At 42.8% G+C, this 22,850-nt stretch carries 18 protein-coding genes, 1 pseudogene and 1 riboswitch; of the genes and pseudogenes, 17 read left to right on the top strand and 2 right to left on the bottom strand.

The window, feature by feature from the left end; genetic code table 11:
- Positions 1-24 precede the first annotated feature (24 nt).
- The 13 genes and pseudogenes from ACTNES_RS09435 to xerD form a co-directional block, all read left to right on the top strand.
- Positions 25-825 (top strand): annotated as a pseudogene (locus tag ACTNES_RS09435) (NAD(+)/NADH kinase); the annotation flags it as partial.
- An 18-nt stretch (positions 826-843) separates the two neighbouring features.
- Positions 844-1,302 carry an arginine repressor gene (gene argR, locus ACTNES_RS09440; protein WP_117677117.1) on the top strand — a complete coding sequence of 153 codons (459 nt, stop codon included), beginning with the start codon at positions 844-846 and terminating at the stop codon, positions 1,300-1,302.
- Positions 1,303-1,494: 192 nt separating this feature from the next.
- Positions 1,495-3,186, top strand: a complete 1,692-nt coding sequence (gene recN, locus ACTNES_RS09445; RefSeq protein ID WP_291817075.1) for a DNA repair protein RecN — start codon at positions 1,495-1,497, stop codon at positions 3,184-3,186.
- An 80-nt stretch (positions 3,187-3,266) separates the two neighbouring features.
- On the top strand, positions 3,267-4,493 hold the full coding sequence (gene spoIVB, locus ACTNES_RS09450) for a SpoIVB peptidase (RefSeq protein WP_291817077.1): 1,227 nt from the start codon (positions 3,267-3,269) through the stop codon (positions 4,491-4,493).
- A 403-nt stretch (positions 4,494-4,896) separates the two neighbouring features.
- Positions 4,897-4,972, top strand: a riboswitch (cyclic di-GMP riboswitch).
- Between the two features lie 169 nt (positions 4,973-5,141).
- Complete coding sequence (locus tag ACTNES_RS09455) at positions 5,142-6,455, top strand: diguanylate cyclase (protein ID WP_441039174.1); 1,314 nt, start codon at positions 5,142-5,144, stop codon at positions 6,453-6,455.
- Positions 6,456-6,470: 15 nt separating this feature from the next.
- Positions 6,471-7,130 carry an HD-GYP domain-containing protein gene (locus ACTNES_RS09460; RefSeq protein WP_441039175.1) on the top strand — a complete coding sequence of 220 codons (660 nt, stop codon included), beginning with the start codon at positions 6,471-6,473 and terminating at the stop codon, positions 7,128-7,130.
- Positions 7,131-7,283: 153 nt separating this feature from the next.
- Positions 7,284-8,090: a sporulation transcription factor Spo0A gene (gene spo0A / locus ACTNES_RS09465; protein ID WP_320813808.1), complete on the top strand. Its 807-nt coding sequence runs from the start codon at positions 7,284-7,286 to the stop codon at positions 8,088-8,090.
- 64 nt (positions 8,091-8,154) lie between these two features.
- Positions 8,155-9,600 carry a glycogen synthase GlgA gene (glgA, locus tag ACTNES_RS09470; RefSeq protein ID WP_441039181.1) on the top strand — a complete coding sequence of 482 codons (1,446 nt, stop codon included), beginning with the start codon at positions 8,155-8,157 and terminating at the stop codon, positions 9,598-9,600.
- A gap of 224 nt (positions 9,601-9,824) precedes the next feature.
- Positions 9,825-10,889: a recombinase RecA gene (recA, locus tag ACTNES_RS09475; protein ID WP_291811018.1), complete on the top strand. Its 1,065-nt coding sequence runs from the start codon at positions 9,825-9,827 to the stop codon at positions 10,887-10,889.
- On the top strand, positions 10,890-11,522 hold the full coding sequence (locus tag ACTNES_RS09480; RefSeq protein WP_441039176.1) for a regulatory protein RecX: 633 nt from the start codon (positions 10,890-10,892) through the stop codon (positions 11,520-11,522).
- Between the two features lie 170 nt (positions 11,523-11,692).
- The gene (gene rny / locus ACTNES_RS09485) at positions 11,693-13,252 is read left to right on the top strand and encodes a ribonuclease Y (protein WP_291811023.1); all 1,560 of its coding nucleotides are present in this window, start codon (positions 11,693-11,695) and stop codon (positions 13,250-13,252) included.
- 177 nt (positions 13,253-13,429) lie between these two features.
- Complete coding sequence (locus tag ACTNES_RS09490; RefSeq protein ID WP_291817083.1) at positions 13,430-14,023, top strand: stage II sporulation protein M; 594 nt, start codon at positions 13,430-13,432, stop codon at positions 14,021-14,023.
- A 237-nt stretch (positions 14,024-14,260) separates the two neighbouring features.
- The gene (gene xerD / locus ACTNES_RS09495; protein WP_216459709.1) at positions 14,261-15,145 is read left to right on the top strand and encodes a site-specific tyrosine recombinase XerD; all 885 of its coding nucleotides are present in this window, start codon (positions 14,261-14,263) and stop codon (positions 15,143-15,145) included.
- Between the two features lie 52 nt (positions 15,146-15,197).
- Here xerD and ACTNES_RS09500 read toward each other — a convergent pair whose 3' ends face one another.
- On the bottom strand, positions 15,198-16,229 hold the full coding sequence (locus ACTNES_RS09500; protein ID WP_216459708.1) for a 3-deoxy-7-phosphoheptulonate synthase: 1,032 nt from the start codon (positions 16,227-16,229) through the stop codon (positions 15,198-15,200).
- A 56-nt stretch (positions 16,230-16,285) separates the two neighbouring features.
- Positions 16,286-17,629: a polysaccharide biosynthesis protein gene (locus tag ACTNES_RS09505; protein WP_441039177.1), complete on the bottom strand. Its 1,344-nt coding sequence runs from the start codon at positions 17,627-17,629 to the stop codon at positions 16,286-16,288.
- Positions 17,630-17,779: 150 nt separating this feature from the next.
- On the opposite strand from ACTNES_RS09505, the gene ACTNES_RS09510 reads away from it, so the two are divergent.
- From ACTNES_RS09510 to ACTNES_RS09525, 4 genes are all read left to right on the top strand, one after another.
- Positions 17,780-18,256 carry an RrF2 family transcriptional regulator gene (locus tag ACTNES_RS09510; RefSeq protein ID WP_216459706.1) on the top strand — a complete coding sequence of 159 codons (477 nt, stop codon included), beginning with the start codon at positions 17,780-17,782 and terminating at the stop codon, positions 18,254-18,256.
- Between the two features lie 17 nt (positions 18,257-18,273).
- A complete protein-coding gene (gene nifS / locus ACTNES_RS09515) occupies positions 18,274-19,455 on the top strand; it encodes a cysteine desulfurase NifS (protein WP_291817090.1) in 1,182 nt (393 codons plus the stop codon).
- Positions 19,456-19,567: 112 nt separating this feature from the next.
- Positions 19,568-20,017, top strand: a complete 450-nt coding sequence (nifU, locus tag ACTNES_RS09520) for a Fe-S cluster assembly scaffold protein NifU (protein ID WP_008704067.1) — start codon at positions 19,568-19,570, stop codon at positions 20,015-20,017.
- Between the two features lie 194 nt (positions 20,018-20,211).
- Complete coding sequence (locus ACTNES_RS09525) at positions 20,212-22,746, top strand: cation-translocating P-type ATPase (RefSeq protein WP_291811044.1); 2,535 nt, start codon at positions 20,212-20,214, stop codon at positions 22,744-22,746.
- The last annotated feature ends 104 nt before the right edge of the window (positions 22,747-22,850 follow it).

A 22,850-nucleotide genomic window follows, 5' to 3' on the forward strand; every position in this document is an offset into this window, starting at 1 on the left:
AGATGTGTATAAGAGACAGCAGGAAAAATTACAGATTATCTGAAAGAACATAACAGAAACTGCGAAGTGCAGCAGGCAGAAAGAAAGCACGAAGGTACTTATCATTATACGGATCCCGATAAGATTCCGGATAATACACAGTGTATCATTGTGCTGGGCGGTGACGGTACGCTTCTGCAGGCGGCCAGAGATGTGGTCCATAAAGAAATCCCGCTCCTCGGCATCAATCTTGGAAATCTGGGCTTCCTTGCGGAGGTAGATCTGTCATCTCTGTACAGTGCATTGGATCAGCTGATGGCAGATGACTATGAAGTAGAAGAACGTATGATGCTTGAGGGCAGAGTATACCGTGGTAAAGAGCTGATCGGAAAGGATATCGCACTGAATGATATCGTGATCGGCAGGGATGGACATCTACGCGTTGTGCGTTTTAAGAACTATGTAAATGATGTTTATCTGAATTCTTATAACGCAGATGGAATCATTATCTCCACACCTACCGGTTCTACCGGATACAGCCTTTCCGCAGGCGGACCGATCGTATCGCCTAATGCGGCAATGACGATCATGACTCCGATCGCACCTCATACACTGAATACAAGAAGCATTATTTTTCCGGCACAGGATGTAATCACTGTAGAGATAGGAAAAGGAAGACACTGTGACTGCGAAAAAGGAATCGCATCTTTTGACGGAGATACATTTATTCCCATGGTTACCGGTGACTGCATACAGATCCGGATGGCAGATGTAAAGACAAAGATCCTGAAGCTGAACCATTTAAGCTTCGTGGAAGTGTTGCGCCGGAAGATGAGAGACAGCTGATCAGCAGGAGGGAATAGAGTGAAAGTTGCGAGACATGAAAAGATTATTGAACTGATCCATCAGTATGATATTGATACACAGGAAGAACTGGCATCCAGACTCAATGAGGCAGGATTTAAAGTGACACAGGCAACTGTTTCCAGAGATATCCGTGCCCTTAAGCTGACAAAAGTGGCAGGAAAGGACGGAAAGTCCCGCTATGCCATCATAAACAATGAATCAGGCAGTCTTGGAGCGAAATATACCAGAGTACTGGAAGATACCCTGCTTTCTATTGATGTGGGACAGAATATCATTGTGATCAAGACCGTTTCCGGAATGGCAATGGGTGTGGCAGCAGCGCTGGACGCTCTGAAATGGCCGGAGATACTGGGATGCATTGCAGGTGACGACACCATCATGTGCGCTGCAAAGAACGCAGACATGGCACTGGGAGCAGCTGAGAAATTGAGAAGTTTTGTAAGATTAAACCAGTAACAGTAAATATTACTGCTCAATTCGTGGACAATAACAAGCGTATTGTTCATGAACCGAGCAGTATTTTTGACAAATAAGTTGCGGAGCAACTATTTAACCGAATAAACTGCGTAGTAGTTATTCGATTATGAGCAAGTAGCCAAGTGGATGTTTTTATCCGCTTAACTTATGACATATTAATGGAGGCAATAAATGTTAGCTCATCTGCACGTAAAGAATCTTGCACTGATAGAAGAAATAGAAGTAGAATTTGGCCCTGGACTGAATATCCTGACCGGTGAGACCGGTGCTGGTAAATCCATCCTGTTAGGATCCATGCAGCTGATCCTGGGAGCTAAGACTTCTAAGAATATGATAAGAGAAAACGCACCCTACGCACTGGTAGAACTGCTTTTTCAGATAGAGAACGAGAAAGCTATGGAAGCCCTGAAAGAACTGGATATTTATCCAGAAGATGGACAGGTGCTTCTTTCCAGAAAGATCATGGACGGAAAAAGCATCAATAAGATCAACGGTGAGACAAGCACAGTCGGCCAGATGAAGGCCGCCGCAGCCTGCCTGCTGGATATCCATGGACAGCATGAACACCAGTCTCTTCTGTATCAGGACAAGCAGCTTGCAATTCTGGATGCATATGGCAAGGAGAACATTCTTCCTGCAAAGGAGAATGTATCTCTGGCATACAAAGAATACAGCAAATGCAAAACAGAGCTCAATTCCATGAACATGGACGAGGAACAACGAAACCGCGAACTTGCGTTTCTGGAATTTGAGATCAAAGAAATTGAGAAAGCAAATCTGCAGCCTGGAGAAGACGAGGAACTGGAAGCTCAGTACAGAAAAATGAGCAATGCCAAACTCATCGTAGATTCCCTGCAGTTAGTACATAATCTCACAGGCTATGACAGTAAAGAAGGAGCTGGAGAAACCGTGGGAGAAGCAATAAAAGAGTTCTCCCACGTAACCCAGTATGATCCGGAACTGGAGCCTCTGTCAGAGACACTTACTTCTGTGGACGGTCTGCTGAATGATTTTAACAGAGAATTGTCAGCTTATCTGGATGATATGACTTTTGATGAGAGCGAGTTCTATGAGACAGAGCGACGTCTGGATCTGATCAATGGACTGAAAGCGAAGTATGGACGTACCATTGAGGACATTTTCTCCTACCGTAAACTTCAGGAAGAAAAACTGGAAAAATTACGTAAATATGAGGAGAATTTACAGGAATTAAAAGATCATCTCAAAGAACTGGAAGAAATTCTCAGAGAAAGATCGGATGATTTATCACAGATCCGCAAAGAATACAGTAAACAGCTGGAACAAAAGATCATTCAGGGACTGAAAGATCTAAACTTCCTAGATGTAAACTTTGCCATTGATTTCCAGAAAAAGAAAAATTATACAGACAACGGAAATGATGATATCCAGTATCTCATTTCAACAAACCCGGGTGAGAGCCTGAAACCGTTAGGCCAGATTGTATCCGGCGGTGAGCTTTCACGTATTATGCTTGCACTGAAAGCAATCCTTGCAGACAGAGACCAGATCGAGACATTGATCTTCGATGAGATCGACACTGGTATCAGTGGAAGAACTGCACAGAAAGTATCCGAGAAAATGGCAGTGATCGGCCAGCATCATCAGGTGCTTTGCATTACTCATCTCCCTCAGATCGCAGCTATGGCAGACAGTCATTTCGAAATTGAAAAGCACCTGCAGGGAACCGAAACCATCACCCAGATTCATGTACTTGAGGAAAATGATTCCATCCGTGAGCTGGCAAGACTGCTGGGTGGTGCAGAAATCACACCTGCTGTTCTCGAGAACGCAAAAGAGATGAAAGAATTGGCACAGAAACAAAAAAATACAAGACTCAAATAAAAAATAGACCACATACTAAGAGAGGATAATCTTATTGCAGATTGTTCTCTCTTATTTTTTTACCGAAAGGATGTGCGTGAATGAACAGAAGAAAAAAATATAGATTTTTTGTAATATGCTGTCTTGCACTGGATCTGCTGGTGATGCTTCTGTTAGGGTACCAGTATCTGGACAGAAAAATTCCGGATGAAATCCAGATATCCAGAGACAGTGGAGAAAATGCGGAAGATGTAACAGAGGTACTTTCCACACCTTTGGTTACATTCGAAGAAGCAGTCACAGTTTCGCAGGACGGAGGTTATATTCTGCCCTGTAAACTGCTTGGCTATATTCCATTCAAAGATATAAAAGTAACACCCGTAGATGACCAGGAAGTCTATGTCAGCGGAAGCACTATTGGAATCTACATGGAAACAGAGGGAGTTCTTGTCATCGACACTGGAGAAATTCAGGACCAGAACGGCGAAACAAAGGAACCCGCAAAGAATATCATCAGGCAGGGAGATTACATTGTTTCATTTAATGGACAGAAAATCTCTACGAAGAAAGAACTGATCAGTGATATCGCAGAACTGGACGGAACAGCAGTTACATTAGAAGTAAGCCGTGAGGGCGAAAGCATCCCTGTGTCCGTAACTCCTGTGAAAGATACGAAAGGAGATTATAAACTGGGAATCTGGGTAAGGGACGACACCCAGGGAATCGGAACTCTTACTTACGTAGACCAGAATGGTAATTATGGAGCTCTTGGCCATGGTATCAGCGATATTGACACTACACAGCTTCTGAATATCCGAAACGGTGCTCTCTACAAAGCCCAGATTCTTGCAATCAATAAAGGAAGCAAAGGCAACCCCGGTGAACTTGCAGGTTTCATCCGTTACGATGATCGCAATATCCTTGGAACTATAGAAACGAATACTAAAAACGGAATATATGGTCAGTTTACTAAAACCGCAGACGATGGAATCACTTTAAAAAAGATGCCGATCGCACATAAGCAGGAAGTAAGAACCGGACCTGCTACAATTCTCTGCAGTGTAGATGGACAGGTAAAAGAATATGATGCAGAAATCAAAAGAATTGATCTAAATCATGAAGACACAAATAAAAGCTTTGTGATACAGGTGACGGATGAAGAATTGTTAAATGTAACGGGAGGCGTGGTACAAGGAATGTCGGGTTCACCTTTGTGCCAGAATGGTAAAATAATTGGCGCAGTAACCCACGTATTCGTGCAGGACTCCACCAGCGGTTATGGAATATTTATAGAAAATATGCTTGAAAACACCAGAAAAGTGACGTAGGGGTATTATATAGTACTGCATTCTTATTTATCATGAACAGAGAGCAGAAAAAACTCCGCAGGCTGTGGTTTGCAGTAATAAAACCCCTGTTTTTGCGTTGTTTTAAAATCTTACAGAGATCCTTGTTATCGATGATTCCGAGATGAACAGACATCTGCTCAGGGATGTACTTGGAGATGATCCTGAACGGAGAATGTGGAACGTTTAATCCGTTGCTTTTGGACAATCTTGTGAAAATCAAAGATAAAATCCGCAAAGAGATTTATGAAACAGCTTAAAATAACTTAAAAAGTTTTGACATTTGAGTGACTGCGTGCTACTATAATGGCATATATGTGGATGAAATCAGGATAGATTTTAAGTTATCATGTCTGTAAAAGGACATGATAACTTCTGAATAACAAAAATAATATGGCAAAACAATCGAAAGGTTGCGACGCAAAGCTACAGGGCCTGTAAAATGGCAGCCAGCTGCAGGGTGTTGATCAAAAGTATTGTTATTGTTATAACAATACTTTTTTCACGTTCATAAAAAGCTGCAGTGTAGCAGAAAAATTCAGTATCAGAACAATTTATAATAATGAAAGCAGAAAAGTGGGCATTTTTGTTTTTGTTAAAAGGTTATTTGAAACGAAAAGGCGGCATTTTATGAATACAGTAATGACAATGGACGAAGCGCATGAGAGCATGCGACAGATGAGACAGGTTTTTGATGTTGTCCGTCTGCTTGAAGCAGAAACTGTACAGAAGATTAATGAAAATAAGAAACATCCGGAGGGCGTTGATCCGTGCTTTGCTTTCTGGAGAAAGAGTCATCCCTGCGAGAATTGTGTATCATTCAAAGCATTAGAAGCAAAAAGCAAGAAAGTAAAAATGGAATTTATTGATTCTGTTTTATATCAGGTAGTTGCAAAGTATGTAGAGATTGATGGAAAAGCATATGTCATGGAAATGATAAATTGTCTGGACGATGACGTGATGCTTGACTCAGAGGGACGTGACAGGCTTCTTCGAAAACTCAGTGGTTATGACGATGAACTGTATATTGATGCATTGACAGGAATTTCCAACAGAAGATACTTTGAGGATCAGATCAGAAAGATGAAGGCATCAGCCGGAGTTGCAATGATCGATCTGGATGATTTTAAGATTTATAATGATACATTTGGACACAGAGTCGGAGATGTAGTTCTGAAAACAGCTGCAAAAGTGATCAGAGAGGGAATCCGTAAATCAGATATTATCATCCGTTACGGAGGAGATGAATTCCTTCTTGTAATGCCCGATATTTCAGCAGAAGTCTTTGCAGAAAAACTGAAGCAAATCCGTAAAAATATCAGCGAAGCAAAAGTACCGGGATATTCCCAGATTCATCTGACAGTCAGCATTGGCGGAACTCTTTCATCCGGAGATACAGTGGAAGATGCGATTATCAGAGCAGATCAGTATATGTATCAGGCAAAATTAAGGAAGAATATGGTTGTTACTCCTGATGTAGTTTCTGACGGAAATCTGGAAGAACATGAAAGCAGCAGATTCAGACAGAAGATACTGATCATTGATGATTCAGAATTTAACCGCGCGATCCTGGCAGAAGTACTGGGAGGCGAATTCGATATTCTGGAGGCAGAGAACGGAAAAGAAGGACTGGAGGTTCTGGAACAGTATGAAAGAGATATTTCCCTTGTACTGCTTGACATTATCATGCCTGTAATGGATGGCTTTGAAGTGCTTGGGGAAATGGTAAACAGAAACTGGATCGATGATATTCCGGTGATCATGATATCCAGTGAAGACTCAGAAAATCTCATCTGCCGGGCATATGAGATGGGTGTGTCCGATTATATCAACAGACCATTTGATACACAGGTAGTATACAGAAGAGTATACAATACCATCAAATTATATGCAAAACAGCGAAGACTGATCCAGCTTGTGACAGATCAGGTTTATGAGAAATAGAAGAACAGCCAGATTATGATCGGTATCCTCAGCCAGATCATGGGCTACAGAAACGGTGAAATCGGACAGCATATTTTAAGGATCAATCGGATCACAGACATTCTGCTTGATGAACTGGCAAGAAAAACGGACAGGTACGATCTTTCCTGGTCAAGACGGTCAGTGATCATTACTGCATCCGCTCTTCATGATATCGGCAAGATCGGGATCAGTGGGACAATCCTGAACAAACCCGAAAGTCTGACTGCTGAGGAACAGCAGATCATAAGAGCGCATACCCTGATCGGTGCTGCACTGCTGAAGAATCTGGAACTGTATCAGAATGAAGAACTGGTAAAGACAGCCTATGAGATCTGCAGATGGCATCATGAGAGATACGATAGAAATGGATATCCGGATGGTCTGAAAGGTGAAGAAATCCCAATTGCAGCCCAGGTGGTATCTCTGGCAGATGCGTACGACATCCTTGTCAGCAAGAGGGCATACAAAGAAGCAATCCCTCACAGAGAGGCTATCAAAAAGATCCTTGAAGGAGAAAGTGGTATATTTAATCCTGTTTTGCTGGAATGTCTTGTAAATGCACAGGGCAGGATCCAGAGGGAACTTGGGAGCCAGATCATCAGTGACATGAAATTCGATTGCTGTCCAAGAATATCCAATTTTGTAGAAAAATGAAAATGAACAGAAAACAAGGTCAAAAACGGTCGACAGAAAATAGGACTAAATCCCCTGTTCCGGCTTGATTTCTCCCGTATCATTCCTCTATAATATGTAATGTGCCGAAAAAAGAAAACATATTTGTAGAAGAATCAGGGAGGAGATGGCCTCATGGAAAAATTAAATGTGGCAGTTGCGGATGATAATGAGAGAATGGTGGAAGTACTTGGTCAGATCATAGAGGAAGATAAAGACCTTGAACTGGTTGGAAAAGCACATAACGGAGAAGAAATCTGTAATATTATTCGTGAAAAGGAACCAGATGTTGTTGTTCTGGATATCATTATGCCGAAAATGGACGGACTGGCAGTAATGGAGAAATTTGCCCATGACAAAAGCCTCAAAAAAACGCCGGCATTTATCGTGGTTTCTGCTGTAGGGCAGGAACAGATCACAGAGGATGCGTTCAGTCTGGGTGCAGATTATTATGTATTGAAACCTTTTGACAACAACATGCTGCTCAATCGGATCAAACATACGCGCAGAGCAGGAGTAAGGCGGATGAGAGAAATCAGCCGCCAGCAGGAGAGTGTACAGGCACAGCAGGTTCCTGTAAGAAATCTGGAGACAGATGTGACAAATATCATTCATGAGATCGGGGTGCCTGCTCACATCAAAGGCTATCAGTATCTGAGGGATGCGATCATTCTTTCCGTTAATGACATGGAGATGCTAAATTCCATCACAAAAATCCTCTATCCGACGATCGCAAAGAGACACCAGACGACGGCAAGCAGAGTAGAACGCGCGATCCGGCATGCGATCGAAGTCGCCTGGAGCAGGGGAAAAATGGACACGATCGATGAACTTTTTGGCTATACGGTCAGCACTGGAAAGGGAAAACCGACGAATTCAGAATTTATTGCCCTGATCGCAGATAAAATCAGACTGGAATATAAAAATCGCTCTTTCCAATAGTCATATTTTGGAGTATAATTGTATATAACAAAGGCTACCAAGGAGGGTTTTTCGCACGAAAAATATTTTATTTGCAACATCTGAAGCTGTTCCATTTATAAAAACAGGAGGTCTTGCAGATGTAGCAGGCTCTTTACCGAAATATTTTGACAAGAGATATTTTGACATTCGTGTGATCTTACCGAAATATGCATGTATGAAACAGGAATGGAAAGATAAAATGGAATATATCACACATTTCTACATGGATCTTGGATACAAGAACTGCTATGTAGGAATCATGCATATGGAATATGAGGGAATTCAGTTCTATTTTATCGATAATGAATACTATTTCAGTGGACCGAAACCATACGACAGTGCACCATGGGATCTGGAGAAATTTGCATTCTTCTCCAAGGCAGTATTATCTGTACTTCCGGTTATCGGCTTCAGACCGGATATCATCCACTGTCATGACTGGCAGACAGGTCTCGTACCGGTATATCTGCATGACAGCTTCCAGCAGAATGAGTTCTTCTGGAACATTAAGACGATCATGACAATACATAACCTGAAATTCCAGGGTGTATGGGATGTAAAAACTGTTCAGAATATTACAGGACTTTCCGATTATTATTTCACAGCAGATAAGCTGGAAGCATACAAGGATGCCAACTTCCTTAAAGGCGGTATCGTATTCGCAGATGCAGTTACAACTGTAAGTAATACCTATGCTGAGGAGATTAAGACACCGTTCTACGGCGAGAAACTTGATGGTCTGATGTGTGCACGTGCGAACAGTCTGCGTGGCATCGTAAACGGTATTGATTATAACACATTCAATCCGGAAACAGACCCGTATATCACAAAGAACTACAACGCAACTACATTCAGAAAAGAGAAAGTTAAGAACAAACTGCAGCTTCAGAAAGACCTTGGTCTGGAAGAGAATCCAAAGGCAATGATGATCGGTATTGTTTCCCGTCTGACCGATCAGAAAGGTTTTGACCTGATCGCATATGTAATGGATGAACTCTGTCAGGACGCAGTTCAGATCGTAGCCCTCGGAACCGGTGATGAGCGCTATGAGAACATGTTCCGTCACTTTGACTGGAAATATCATGGAAAAGTATCTGCACAGATCTACTATGATGAGACAATGTCCCATCGCATTTATGCAGCATCCGATGCATTCCTGATGCCGTCCTTATTCGAGCCATGCGGCTTAAGCCAGCTGATGAGTCTCCGTTACGGAACACTTCCGATCGTCCGAGAGACAGGCGGACTTAAGGACACTGTTGAGCCGTACAATGAATACGAAGGCACAGGAACAGGTTTCTCATTCAGAAATTATAATGCTCATGAGATGCTTGCTACTGTACGTAATGCAGAGAGAATCTTCTATGACAAGAAACGTGAGTGGAACAAAATGGTTGACCGCGCGATGGCAGCGGACTTCTCATGGAACAATTCTGCACGCCAGTATGAAGAAATGTACAACTGGCTCATCGGAGACAAACCAGAATAAAAGATATCTGTTTATATGTAAAAGTTTATAGTTGAGAATACGAAAGAGCAGGGAATGCAGAAGAGAGTGCGTTTCCTGTTCTTTCTGTCTTAAACTGTCGTTTTTTGACAGACAAAATAAATGGGTGGAGCAGACAAAAAAGCTTGACATCCGTCGCGAAGTATAATACTATAATGAATAGAAAACGAACATAAGTTCTGAATATGCTTAAGGAGATTATATAAATGATAAATGAAGAGAAACAGAAAGCACTGGAAGCAGCGCTTGGACATATTGAGAAACAGTACGGCAAGGGTTCTGTAATGAAACTCGGAGAATCCGGAGCAAACATGCAGGTAGAGACTGTTCCAACAGGATCATTAAGTCTTGATATCGCACTTGGCGTAGGCGGTGTACCTAAGGGACGTATCATCGAGATCTACGGACCGGAATCCAGTGGTAAGACAACCGTAGCACTTCACATGGTAGCGGAAGTACAGAAACGCGGTGGAATTGCAGGTTTCATCGATGCAGAGCATGCGTTGGATCCTGTCTATGCCAAGAATATCGGTGTAGACATCGATAATTTATACATATCACAGCCGGATAACGGGGAGCAGGCTCTGGAGATCACAGAGACTATGGTTCGTTCCGGTGCAGTGGACATCGTGATCGTGGACTCTGTAGCTGCCCTTGTACCGAAGGCAGAGATTGACGGAGATATGGGTGACAGCCATGTAGGCCTTCAGGCACGACTGATGTCACAGGCTCTTCGTAAGCTGACTGCAGTTATCAGCAAATCTAACTGTGTCGTTATCTTTATCAATCAGCTCCGTGAGAAAGTAGGTGTCATGTTTGGTAATCCAGAGACAACAACAGGTGGACGTGCACTGAAATTCTATTCCTCTATCCGCCTCGATGTCCGAAGAGTAGAGACACTGAAGCAGGGCGGTGAGATGGTTGGTAACCATACCAGAATTAAAGTCGTGAAGAATAAAGTAGCTCCGCCATTCAAACAGGCAGAGTTCGATATTATGTTTGGAACAGGTATCTCCAAAGAAGGCGATATCCTGGATCTGGCAGCAGACTGCGGCATCGTAAATAAGAGTGGCGCATGGTATGCATATAATGGAGACAAGATTGGACAGGGTCGTGAGAATGCGAAACTGTTTCTGAAAGAGCATACAGATATCTGTGATGAGATCGAGAAGAAAGTAAGAATTCAGTATCACTTACTTCCTGATGATGCAGCCCAGGAAGAAGAGACTGCTGCAGTGTCCGTTACAAATCAGGATGATACTGAGGAATAAATGATGAAATCAGATTCATTCGGGAGTCTGACGGGACAGGAACCAGTCAGATCAGATAACAGAGCATCATTAGAAGAGTTTCTCAGATCAGCTGAGAAACAAAAAAGACAATTGACAGAGAAACCGGTGAGAAGACATCAGGGAATTGCGCAGGAACCGGAAGAATACAGAGACGCACGGCATAAAGCTATGCGTCTCTTAGAACATATGGATCGTACGAAAAGAGGTCTGAGAGACAAACTGCGCCAGGCCGGTTTCAGTCCTCTGGCGGTAGATTATGCTCTGGCATATGTGGAATCTTACGGTTATATAGACGATGAGCGTTATGCCAGAACTTATATCGCATACAGGATGAACACAAAAAGCCGCCAGAAGATCATACAGGAACTGATCGGCAAAGGAATAGATAAAGAAACTGTGTCAGCGGCGTGGGAAGAAGAGGCTGCCTTAAATATGCCAGATGAACGGGAAATCCTGTATCGGACAGTAGAAAAGAGATATGCTCCTGATACGGAACTCGATGAGAAAGAAATGCGCAGACTTCAGGGGTATCTGATCAGACGTGGATTTAGTTATCCGGATATAAAAAGCGTGCTTGAGAGTATGAATATCCGGGCGGCTGACCAGTGGTAAATGCTGGTAATATTCTACGGAATTCTGCTTTTGTGAGGTCAGGCGGGAAACTTTTCAAAAACGGAAAAATATTCAAACATTTCCCTTGAAAAACTTGACATAAGTATGAAAAAAAGATAAACTTGTATTGTTGTATTTGTACAATGAAAACAAAATAAGGAGGTGCTCCTGTGACAACAACAATTATTGTTGCAATTGTCGCTGTGGTAGTCGCGCTACTTATTGCGGTTCCTGTTACTTGCAAGGTCGCTGTAAACAACAAGATTCAGAAGGATGCTGAAGTCGTTGGAACAGCAGAAGACAAAGCAAGAAGCATCATAGATGAAGCTCTGAAAACAGCCGAGACTAAAAAAAGAGAAGCTTTATTGGAAGTGAAGGAAGAATCTCTCCGTACTAAGAATGAACTGGAGAAAGAAACCAAGGAACGCAGAAACGAACTGCAGAAGTATGAAAACCGTGTATTAGCCAAAGAATCCGCGGTAGACAAGAAAGCAGATGCAGTAGAGAAGCGTGAAGCGGAATGCACAGCGAGAGCAGCTGAGGTGCAGAAGAAAGAAAAACGAGTAGAAGAACTTGAGCAGAAGGGAGTACAGGAACTGGAACGAGTTTCAGGTCTTACCTCCGAACAGGCAAAAGAAGAATTACTCAGATCCGTTGAAGACGATGTGAAAGTGGATGTTGCCAGACTCTACAGAGAGCTGGAGAGCAGAGCAAAGGAAGAAGCAGGAAAGAAAGCCAAAGAATACGTAGTTAATGCCATCCAGAAATGTGCAGTTGACCATGTAGCTGAGACTACAATTTCTGTTGTTCAGCTTCCAAGCGATGAGATGAAAGGAAGAATCATTGGTCGTGAGGGACGTAACATCCGTACCCTGGAGACACTTACAGGTGTAGATCTTATTATCGATGATACCCCGGAAGCAGTTGTATTATCTGCCTTTGATCCGATCCGTCGTGAGATCGCACGTGTAGCTCTTGAGAAACTGATCGTTGATGGACGTATCCATCCGGCCAGAATCGAAGAGATGGTTGAGAAAGCGCAGAAAGAAGTAGAAGCACAGATCCGTGAAGATGGTGAGAATGCTGCAATGGACGTTGGCGTTCATGGCATCCATCCGGAATTACTGAAACTTCTTGGCCGCATGAAATTCCGTTCAAGTTATGGACAGAATGCTTTGAGACATTCTATCGAGGTAGCTCAGTTGTCCGGAATGCTGGCAGGTGAAGTTGGCGTAGATGTCCGTATGGCTAAGAGAGCCGGTCTTCTTCATGATATTGGTAAATCCATTGACCATGAGGTTGAAGGTTCCCATATTCAGATTGGTGTAGATCTCTGTAAGAAGTATAAAGAATCCCAGATCGTTATCAACACAGTTGCATCCCATCATGGTGACTGCGAACCGGAATCTCTGATCGCTTGTATTGTACAGGCTGCAGATGCGATTTCAGCAGCAAGACCTGGTGCAAGACGAGAGACACTGGAAACTTATACAAATCGTCTGAAACAGCTGGAGGATATTACGAACCAGTTTAAGGGCGTTGATAAATCTTTTGCTATTCAGGCAGGTAGAGAGATCCGTGTAATGGTACTACCGGAGCATATCAATGATGCTGATATGGTTCTCCTGGCACGTGATATTGCGAAACAGATCGAAGCAGAACTTGAATATCCTGGTCAGATCAAAGTCAATGTGATCCGCGAAAGCAGAGCGGTTGACTACGCAAAATAATTAGTTCTTTGAAGATATAAGCTACATAGATTGTATATTATATATACAGTTTATGTAGCTTTTTTGTTATATCAAGAAATAATCTGATAAAGGTGGAGAATCTTGACTATATAAAATTTAGCGGTCAAACAGGCATACTTTCCATGAAGTACAAGTAAACTGGTACAGGGTGATGCTATGAGTATGATTGCGAAACAAAAAAGAAAATTTCCGGCGCTGATCCTGTTTCTCCTGGGATTTCTTGCAGGAAATCTGATACCAAATCTGATCTGGAAAATGAAATGGCAGCAGAAAACCTGGGCATCCATATATTTCTTAAGTACATTTGCAGGTAAAGACATTTCCGGAAAAGAATATCTTTTGGAAATCCTGAAATACAGAGGCTGTTATTATCTGCTGAATCTGATTTGTGGATTTTCTGTTTTTGGAGCACCACTTGCAGTTCTCACACTTCTGCTGTCAGGATTGTACACAGGTATGATCATGTCGGCGTCTATCCTGGAATTCGGATTTGCAGGCGGAGTGATCGGAATGGGACTGTTGCTCCCGCAGTATCTTTTTTATATTCCGGTCTGGCTCTATTCCATGGAACAGGAGTGGGAAATGTCTGTAGAAATCTGGAGAAACAGAGGAATATTCTCTCAGAAAGCAGGTGCTTATGCCGGCCGAATGTGCATTGCTGCCATTGGTTACCTGCTGGGAATCCTTGTAGAATGCTTTATAAACCCATGGATCATCAGTAGAATTTTGAATTATATAAAAATTTTTTAGAGAGTATTTTTACCATATTTAGTTGTGGTTGTCATAAAATATCCGACATATGGTATCTGATGCCGAAAAAGCTTGAAATATCAGCTTTTTCCATGAAAAAAGGGTTTGATTTTATGTAAAATAAACAGTATAATACATATACATTTTAGAATGAGAAACTGTCAGGAGCAGTAAATGCGGTAAGGAACTGCTCCTGATAACACAGGGATTAGAAAAGGGAGCGCGAAACAGGGAAGTATGGATATAGAAATAAGAGAGTTTATTACATATCTTCATAATATAAAGAAGACATCGGCTAATACAGAGGTATCTTATCAGAGGGATCTCAAGAAAATGGCAGAATTTCTGGAAGAGAGGGGAATCAGAAACTGCAATGATGTAAAGGAACTTGAACTTGAGGGATATATAAGCTATATGGAACGTGAGAAATTTGCGTCATCCTCTATCTCCAGAAGTGTTGCATCCATGAGAGCCTTTTTCCAGTATTTATGGAAAGAGGGAGTCATTGCGAAGGACCCTGCGGAGAATCTGAAACCGCCGAAAGTAGAGAAAAAGGCACCGGAGATCCTTACAATAGAAGAAGTGGACAAATTACTTCAGCAGCCAAATCTGAATACTCCGAAAGGGATAAGAGATGCAGCAATGCTGGAGCTGCTCTATGCTACAGGAATGCGCGTAAGTGAGATGCTGCATTTACAGATATTTGACGTGAATCTGCAGTTTGGTTATGTTGTGTGCCATGAGAACGGTAAAGAGCGTATCATTCCGATCGGAGTTCCCTGTAAGAAAGCCATGGAACGCTATCTGGAGACAGGCAGAACTGTTTTTGTAAAAGATGATAAAGAGACCGCATTGTTTACAAACTGTTCCGGAAAAGCCATGAGTCGTCAGGGCTTCTGGAAAGTACTGAAAGGCTATGCAGATGATGCCGGGATTAAGAGAGATATTGCGCCTCATACGCTGCGGCATTCTTTTGCCGTGCATATGCTGCAGAACGGCGCAGACATCAGAAGCGTTCAGGAGATGCTTGGGCATTCAGATATTTCTACTACACAGATTTATCTTGGCATGAACATGAATAAGATGAGAGATGTGTATATGAAAACACATCCGCGTCATTAAAACAAAAAAACTTCCACAGCCTGACGCTATGGAAGTTTTTTGCGTTATATAATTAGCACATTTCAGCGATTGTATACAGAAGGCGTTCAGATTCTTCCCATCCAAGACATGGGTCAGTGATGGATTTACCATAAATATGATCGCCGCCGATTTTCTGATTTCCAGGTTCAATATAACTTTCAATCATAAGACCTTTAACCAGAGTATGAAGTTCCGGATCAACCTGACGGCTGTGAAGAACTTCTTTTGCAATACGAACCTGCTGGTCATACTGTTTATTGGAATTGGAGTGGTTAGTATCAACAATAACAGCCGGGTTCTTCAGATTCTTCTTCTGATATTTCTCCCACAGAAGACGAAGATCTTCGTAATGATAGTTCGGGATCGCTTCTCCGTGTTTGTTAACTGCACCACGAAGAATTGTGTGAGCAAGCTCATTTCCTGATGTTTCTACTTCCCAGCTTCTGTAGATGAAACGATGACCGCCCTGAGCTGCAACAACTGAGTTAAGCATAACTGCAATGTCACCACTGGTCGGGTTCTTCATACCTGCAGGAACTTCCATACCGCTGACAGTAAGACGATGCTGCTGATCCTCAACAGAACGTGCACCAACTGCTACATAAGAAAGCAGGTCAGAAAGATAACGGTAGTTCTCCGGATAAAGCATTTCATCTGCGCATGTCATACCGCTTGTCTGGATCGCATGGATATGCATCTTACGGATCGCAACAAGTCCTGCAAGGAGGTCTGGCTGTTTCTCGGGATCCGGCTGATGAACCATACCTTTATAGCCCTCTCCTGTTGTTCTTGGTTTATTTGTATAAACACGTGGAACGATCAGAACCTTGTCAGCTATTTTCTCCTGAACATTGCGTAATCTGGTAAGGTAATCCAGAACAGCATCTTCGTTATCTGCTGAACAAGGACCGATGATTGCAAGGAATTTATCGGATTTTCCGGTAAACACATCACGCAGTTCCTTATCTCTTGCATCTTTAATGGCCTGAATTTCAGCATCAATGGGATACTGATTGCGGATTTCTTCAGGGGTTGGTAACTTTTTGATAAAATCGAATCCCATGGTTGTATCTCCTTTGTGTCTTTTTGGCAACTTTTGTGTTGCTTTTTCGGCATTAATTATAAACCATTCCTATCTGAATGTCGATAGGGAAAATATTTTTCGGACAATGCACGGATATGAAGAACTGTGAGGATCAGCTCGCTGCAGAGGATTCCGTACAGATATCCACGTATACCGAACTGGGGGATTGCAAATAATACAAAACTTACACGGATGCAGATACTGATGATGCTGTGCATCAGGCAGATGCCGGATCTGCCGAGTCCGTTCAGGACACTGGTCAGTGTTGTATTCAGATACAGAAAAGGACAGATATAAGACATTGTCCGGATATAAACACCTGCAGTCTCGCTGTGAAACAGAAAAACTCCAAGAAAATCCCCTAGAAACAGGAAAAAGATCATGCAGAAACCGCCAAGCAGAAGACAATATCGGAAAATCTGCCCGATCACATACTGGATCCGCTTCTGATATCCGAGAGTCTGAAGTTCTGTGATAGATGGCAGAAGCATTACTGCAGCTGAGTTCGTGATGGTTGCCGGAAACAGGATCAGAGGCAGGGCCATTCCGGTGAAAACACCGTAAATACTTAAGGCATTTCTGGAACTGAGCCCGGACATCCGCAGTCTGGAAGGGATCATGATCACTTCTGCACTGCTGAGAATGGTCAGCAGAATCTTGTTCAGAGTAAGAGGTACAGAGATCCTGAAGAGATTTTTTAAGATCTGTCCTGCTTTTTTTATATGTAAGAAAGTATAATGTGTTTTACGAAAATGCATACTTACAGTAAACAGAGAAAGAAAAGCTGCAGCGGATTCTCCGATAAGATTAGCACCCACAGCGATCAACGGTGTGACGGTACGCCCCTGAGAAATGGTGATAAGATAGAGCAGATAACATCCGCCCACACGGAAAATCTGTTCCAGAAGCTGTGTTCCGGCAGGAAAGCCGGCCTGCTTTTTTCCAAAGTAGTAGCTGTTGACACATGCATGAAAAGTACTCAGAGGAATACTGAAAGACAACAGCTGTATCAGAACAGCTGTCTGTGGTTCTCTCAGGATCCGGACAGCCCAGAAATCTGCATAAGTATAGAGAAACCATGCAAACAGACAGGAAACACCAACAGAGAAAGCGGTTCCAGCAGCAAAGTAATCCCCCGCACGTCCAGAATGTTCACTTGCAGTTTCAGAGGCAGTCAGACGGGAAATAGCAGTCTGGATACCTGAAGCGCATACAGACATTACCAGCATCTGCAGAGGAAGTACCAGCTGAAAAATCCCCAGTCCGTGTGCACCAATCGTATGGGAGAGGAATATCCTGTAAAAGAAACCGATCAGTCTGCTGAGCAGGCCTGTGACAGTCAGCAGGAGTGTTCCTTTGATAAAAAGCTTTCTCGACATAATAAGCTCCTGGATTTATGAATGCGTTATAATAAGCAACGCTTTTATGACAATATATGTTTAAAACATCCTTGACAGAACTAGCAGTTTCTGGTAGAGTAAGTATGAAAATCCGAGGGAAACACTGGGAATTAAAAACGAGGTGAGAAAATGAAACTGTCAACAAGAGCACGCTATGGTTTGAAAGCACTGATTGATCTGGGATTACACAGTGAGAATGAAGCAGTGTCTTTACAGAGCATTGCGGAGAGACAGGATATTTCCACAAGCTATCTCGAACAGCTTATGGCCATGCTTAAGAAAGCAGGTCTGGTAAAGAGCAGCAGAGGTGCTTACGGCGGTTACCAGCTTGGCAAGCCGGCAGATGAGATCTCAGTCGGTGAAGTCCTGCGTGTGCTGGAAGGCAGTCTGGAAGCAGCAGCCTGTCCTGGGATTGAGAATGACGGAACCTGCCACGGCAGTGACGTATGTGTGGCGAAACTCGTCTGGAAGAGAATTAACGACAGCATCACCAATGCTGTAGATACCCTGATGCTTGGTCAGCTGATCGAAGAGAGCAGAAGAGTACATGAAGAAAAAATAGCAGGTCTGAACACGAAAGAAGCTGTGTCGGACGTACTTAAATAAAACAGGAGGACAAGAAAATGGGAAAAATGATTTATCTGGACAATGCAGCAACAACTAAAACAGCACCGGAGGTTGTCCAGGCAATGCTGCCATATTTTTCAGAATTTTATGGCAACCCGTCTAGTATTTATGATTTTGCAGGTAAGAGCAAAGAAGCAGTGACTAAGGGAAGAGAGCAGATCGCTGAAGTCCTTGGCGCAAAGAAAGAAGAGATTTACTTCACAGCCGGCGGTTCCGAGTCTGACAACTGGGCTCTGAAAGCTACTTTTGAAGCATATAAAGCAAAAGGAAATCACATTATCACAACTAAGATCGAGCATCATGCAATTCTTCATACATGCGAATATCTGGAGAAACGCGGTGCAAAGATCACATATGTAGATGTAGACGAGAACGGTATTGTGAAACTGGATGAGCTTGAGAAAGCGATCACACCAGAGACAATCCTGATCTCCGTAATGTTTGCAAACAATGAGATCGGATCCATCCAGCCGATCAAAGAAATCGGACGTATCGCAAAAGAGCACGGCGTTCTTTTCCACACAGATGCTGTTCAGGCTTTTGGTCAGGTTCCGATCAATGTAGATGAGTGCAATATCGATATGTTAAGCTCCAGCGGACATAAGATTAACGGACCAAAAGGAATCGGCTTCCTCTACATCCGTAAAGGTGTTAAGATCCGTTCCTTCGTACATGGCGGTGCACAGGAACGTAAACGTCGTGCAGGTACAGAGAACGTACCGGGAATCGTTGGATACGGCGCAGCAGCAGCACGTGCAAATGCTTCCATGAAAGAACGTACAGAGAAAGAAATCGTTATCAGAGATCATCTGATCCAGAGAATTGAGACAGAGATCCCTTATGTAAAAGTAAACGGTGACCGTGTAAAACGTCTTCCGAACAATGTAAATGTCAGCTTCCAGTTCGTAGAAGGTGAATCACTTCTGCTGATGCTCGACAACTATGGAATCTGTGCATCCAGTGGATCTGCTTGTACCTCAGGTTCTCTTGATCCGTCTCATGTACTTCTGGCAATCGGCCTGCCTCATGAGATCGCACATGGTTCTCTGCGTATGACACTCAGCGAAGAGACAACAATGGAAGATGTAGACTTCGTAGTAGACAAACTGAAAGAAATCGTAGCACACTTAAGAAGCATGTCTCCATTATATGAAGACTTCATGAAAAAACAGAAATAATGTTACTGTTCACTACGTGTCCAGTAACACACTTCGCGGGACGTTGCCAGTGAACAGTAACGAAATAATATTAAACAGGACAGCAATGTCAGGATAACAGGAGGAAACACAAATGGCTTACAGCGAGAAAGTAATGGATCATTTTCAGCATCCACGTAATGTTGGAGAAATAGAGAACGCAAGCGGCGTTGGTACAGTAGGAAATGCAAAATGCGGTGATATCATGAGAATTTTCCTTGATATCGATGATGAAACACATATCATCAAAGACTGCAAATTCAAAACATTCGGATGTGGCGCAGCAGTTGCAACAAGCAGCATGGCAACAGAGATGGTAATGGGAAAAACTATCGAAGAAGCTATGGAAGTTACAAACAAAGCAGTTATGGAAGCTCTCGACGGACTTCCGCCAGTAAAAGTACACTGCTCTCTGCTTGCAGAGGAAGCAATCCATGCAGCTCTGTGGGATTATGCACAGAAACATCATATCGAGATCAAAGGACTTAAGAAACCGAAGTCTGATATTCACGAAGGCGAAGAAGCAGAGGAAGAAGAATATTAATAAAAATTTTTTCAAAAATTGAATCTGTTTGTAATTTGAAATCGTTATTTATAAAGAAGGGGCGGGTGATACTCATCATCTGCCCTGTACTTTATATTCGGATATTTTTCGCCGAGGTTTTGTCTGACGTTATTCTATAAAGAAAGTCGTTAAGCAAAAGGCGAATAATAACTATTTTCTGCAGGAGGTAATACATGACAGGACTTACAAATGAACAAGTGCAGGAAAGGATTGCAGAAGGAAAGGTTAATGCCAACGAGAACCCGAATACCAGGACATACAAGCAGATTATTCTGGAGAACACACTTACATTCTTCAATTTTCTGAACCTTGTGCTTCTGGTAATGGTGCTTTTTGTAAGATCTTACAAGAACTCCATGTTTATGGGAATCATTCTGATCAATACAGTGATAGGTATTGTGCAGGAGATCAGAGCAAAGAAGACCATCGACAAACTTGCAATTCTTACTGAGAGCAAGACAGTAGTCTTGCGTGATGGAAAGAAATGGAGTATTTCCACAGAGAAGCTGGTACTTGATGATCTGATCTTTTTGAAAACAGGTGATCAGGTTCCAGCAGATGTGAAAGTACTGGAGGGAACCGTCGAAGTAAACGAGTCCCTGCTGACAGGTGAATCGGACAATCTTTCCAAGAGTCAGGGAGATGAGCTTTTTTCCGGCAGCTTTGTGACATCAGGAGAAGCCTGTTGTCAGGTGATCCATGTCGGAAAAGACAACTATGCGTCTCAGATCACCAGTGAGGCAAAAGAATTTAAGCGTCACAATTCAGAACTCCGTAATTCTCTGAATGCGATCCTGAAAGTGATCAGTATTATCATTGTACCGCTTGGGGCAATGCTGTTCTATAAACAGTATTATATTGTCGGAGACACATTAAAGGATTCCGTAGTAAATATGGTTGCCGCAGTTCTGGGAATGATCCCTGAGGGATTGGTGCTCCTGACAAGTGTGGCGTTAACTCTGGGCTCTATGGTTCTGGCAACCAAGAAGACACTGGTACAGGAACTCTACTGTATCGAGACTCTTGCCAGAGTTGACACTCTCTGTCTGGATAAGACAGGTACTATCACAGAAGGAACTATGAAAGTCGAAGATGTGCAGCTGTATGAGGGCGGACAGAATCATGAGCAGATAGCTGTCACTGCAGCCACAGAAGCCGGTTTGGTTAACCTGGAAACAGAGGAGGAATCTGTAAAGACAGAAACTGTGAATGCGGACACAGATGCAGGAATTCAGGAAACAGTTTCAAAAACAACAGAGAAAACAGAAGCAGAGAAACAGAAACTGCAGGAAATCGACCATATTATGGGAAATCTGATGTCAGTTCTGAATGATCAGAATGCGACAGCTGATGCGCTGAGAGACCGTTTTCCTGCCAAGTCTGATCTGAAACTGATCCACGCCATTCCATTCTCTTCGGACCGAAAATACAGCGGAGCAGTATTTGAAGGAAAAGGTACTTATCTGATGGGAGCTGCACAGTTCCTCTTCCCGGAAGGAAATGAAGAGTTGTTGGCGCATTGCAGCACTTATGCGGAGGCTGGATTCCGTATTCTGGTTCTTGCTCACAGTGAACAGGAAACAGAAGGTACAGAACGTCCGGCTGGATTGGAACCAATCGGTCTGTTCCTTATTACAGATGTAATCCGTGAGGAAGCACCGGATACTCTGGCATTCTTTGACAGCCAGGGCGTTGATCTGAAAGTTATTTCCGGAGATGATCCGGTGACAGTTTCTGCCATTGCAAAGAAGGCTGGACTGAAGAACGCAGATCATTATATTGATGCTACAACTATCACAACACCGGAAGAAATGCAGCGTGCAGTTGCAGAGTGCAGTGTATTCGGCCGTGTAACCCCGCAGCAGAAGAAACAGATGGTACAGGCACTTCAATCTCAGAAACATACAGTTGCCATGACTGGTGACGGTGTAAATGACGTACTTGCGTTAAAAGAAGCAGACTGCAGTATTGCCATGGCAGCAGGAAGCGATGCAGCCAAGAACATTGCAAACGTGGTATTACTGGATTCCAATTTTGGAGCAATGCCTCATATTGTAAATCAGGGCCGTCGCGTGGTAAATAATATTCGAAGTGCAGCATCCATGTTCCTGATCAAGACAATTTTCTCTGTTCTATTGGCACTGATCACGATCTTTTTCGGAGATGCATATCCGTTCGAGCCGATTCAGATGTCACTGATCAGTGCATGTGCAGTAGGTATTCCTACATTTCTGCTGACACAGGAGAATAACTACAATAAGATCGATCACACCTTCCTTAGACATGTATTTATGAATGCATTTCCGGCAGCGGTTACCATCACAGGATGCGTATTTACGATCATGCTGGTATGCCAGAATGTATATCATTCTAATGTCATGCTGAACACAGCCTGTGTTCTGGTAACAGGATGGAACTATATGTCTGCGCTGCGTACAGTATATTCGCCGCTGAACACATACAGAAAGGTGATCATCTACGGAATGCAGTTTGCATTTTTTATAAGTGCAGTTGTACTGCAGAATTTACTGACATTAGGTTCTCTGGAATTTGGAATGATCATTCTGGTATTTGTACTGATGACATTTTCACCGATCCTGATTGAAACCATCACAGAATGGATTCGTCGGATTTATGCGAAATCTCTGGATAAAGAAGATGAGGATAAGGGATTTCTTGCAAAGTTTCTGGAGAGAGTACAGAAATAAACGTAAGAAATAAGCGTATAAAAATAAGGACAATCTGTAGAAGAAGTACGGATTGTCCTTATTTGCGTCTGCTATAATAAGTATTTGTTATACTGAGTATTATC

The organism is Blautia sp. HCP3S3_D9 (assembly GCF_052063845.1).
Taxonomy (GTDB): domain Bacteria; phylum Bacillota; class Clostridia; order Lachnospirales; family Lachnospiraceae; genus Blautia_A.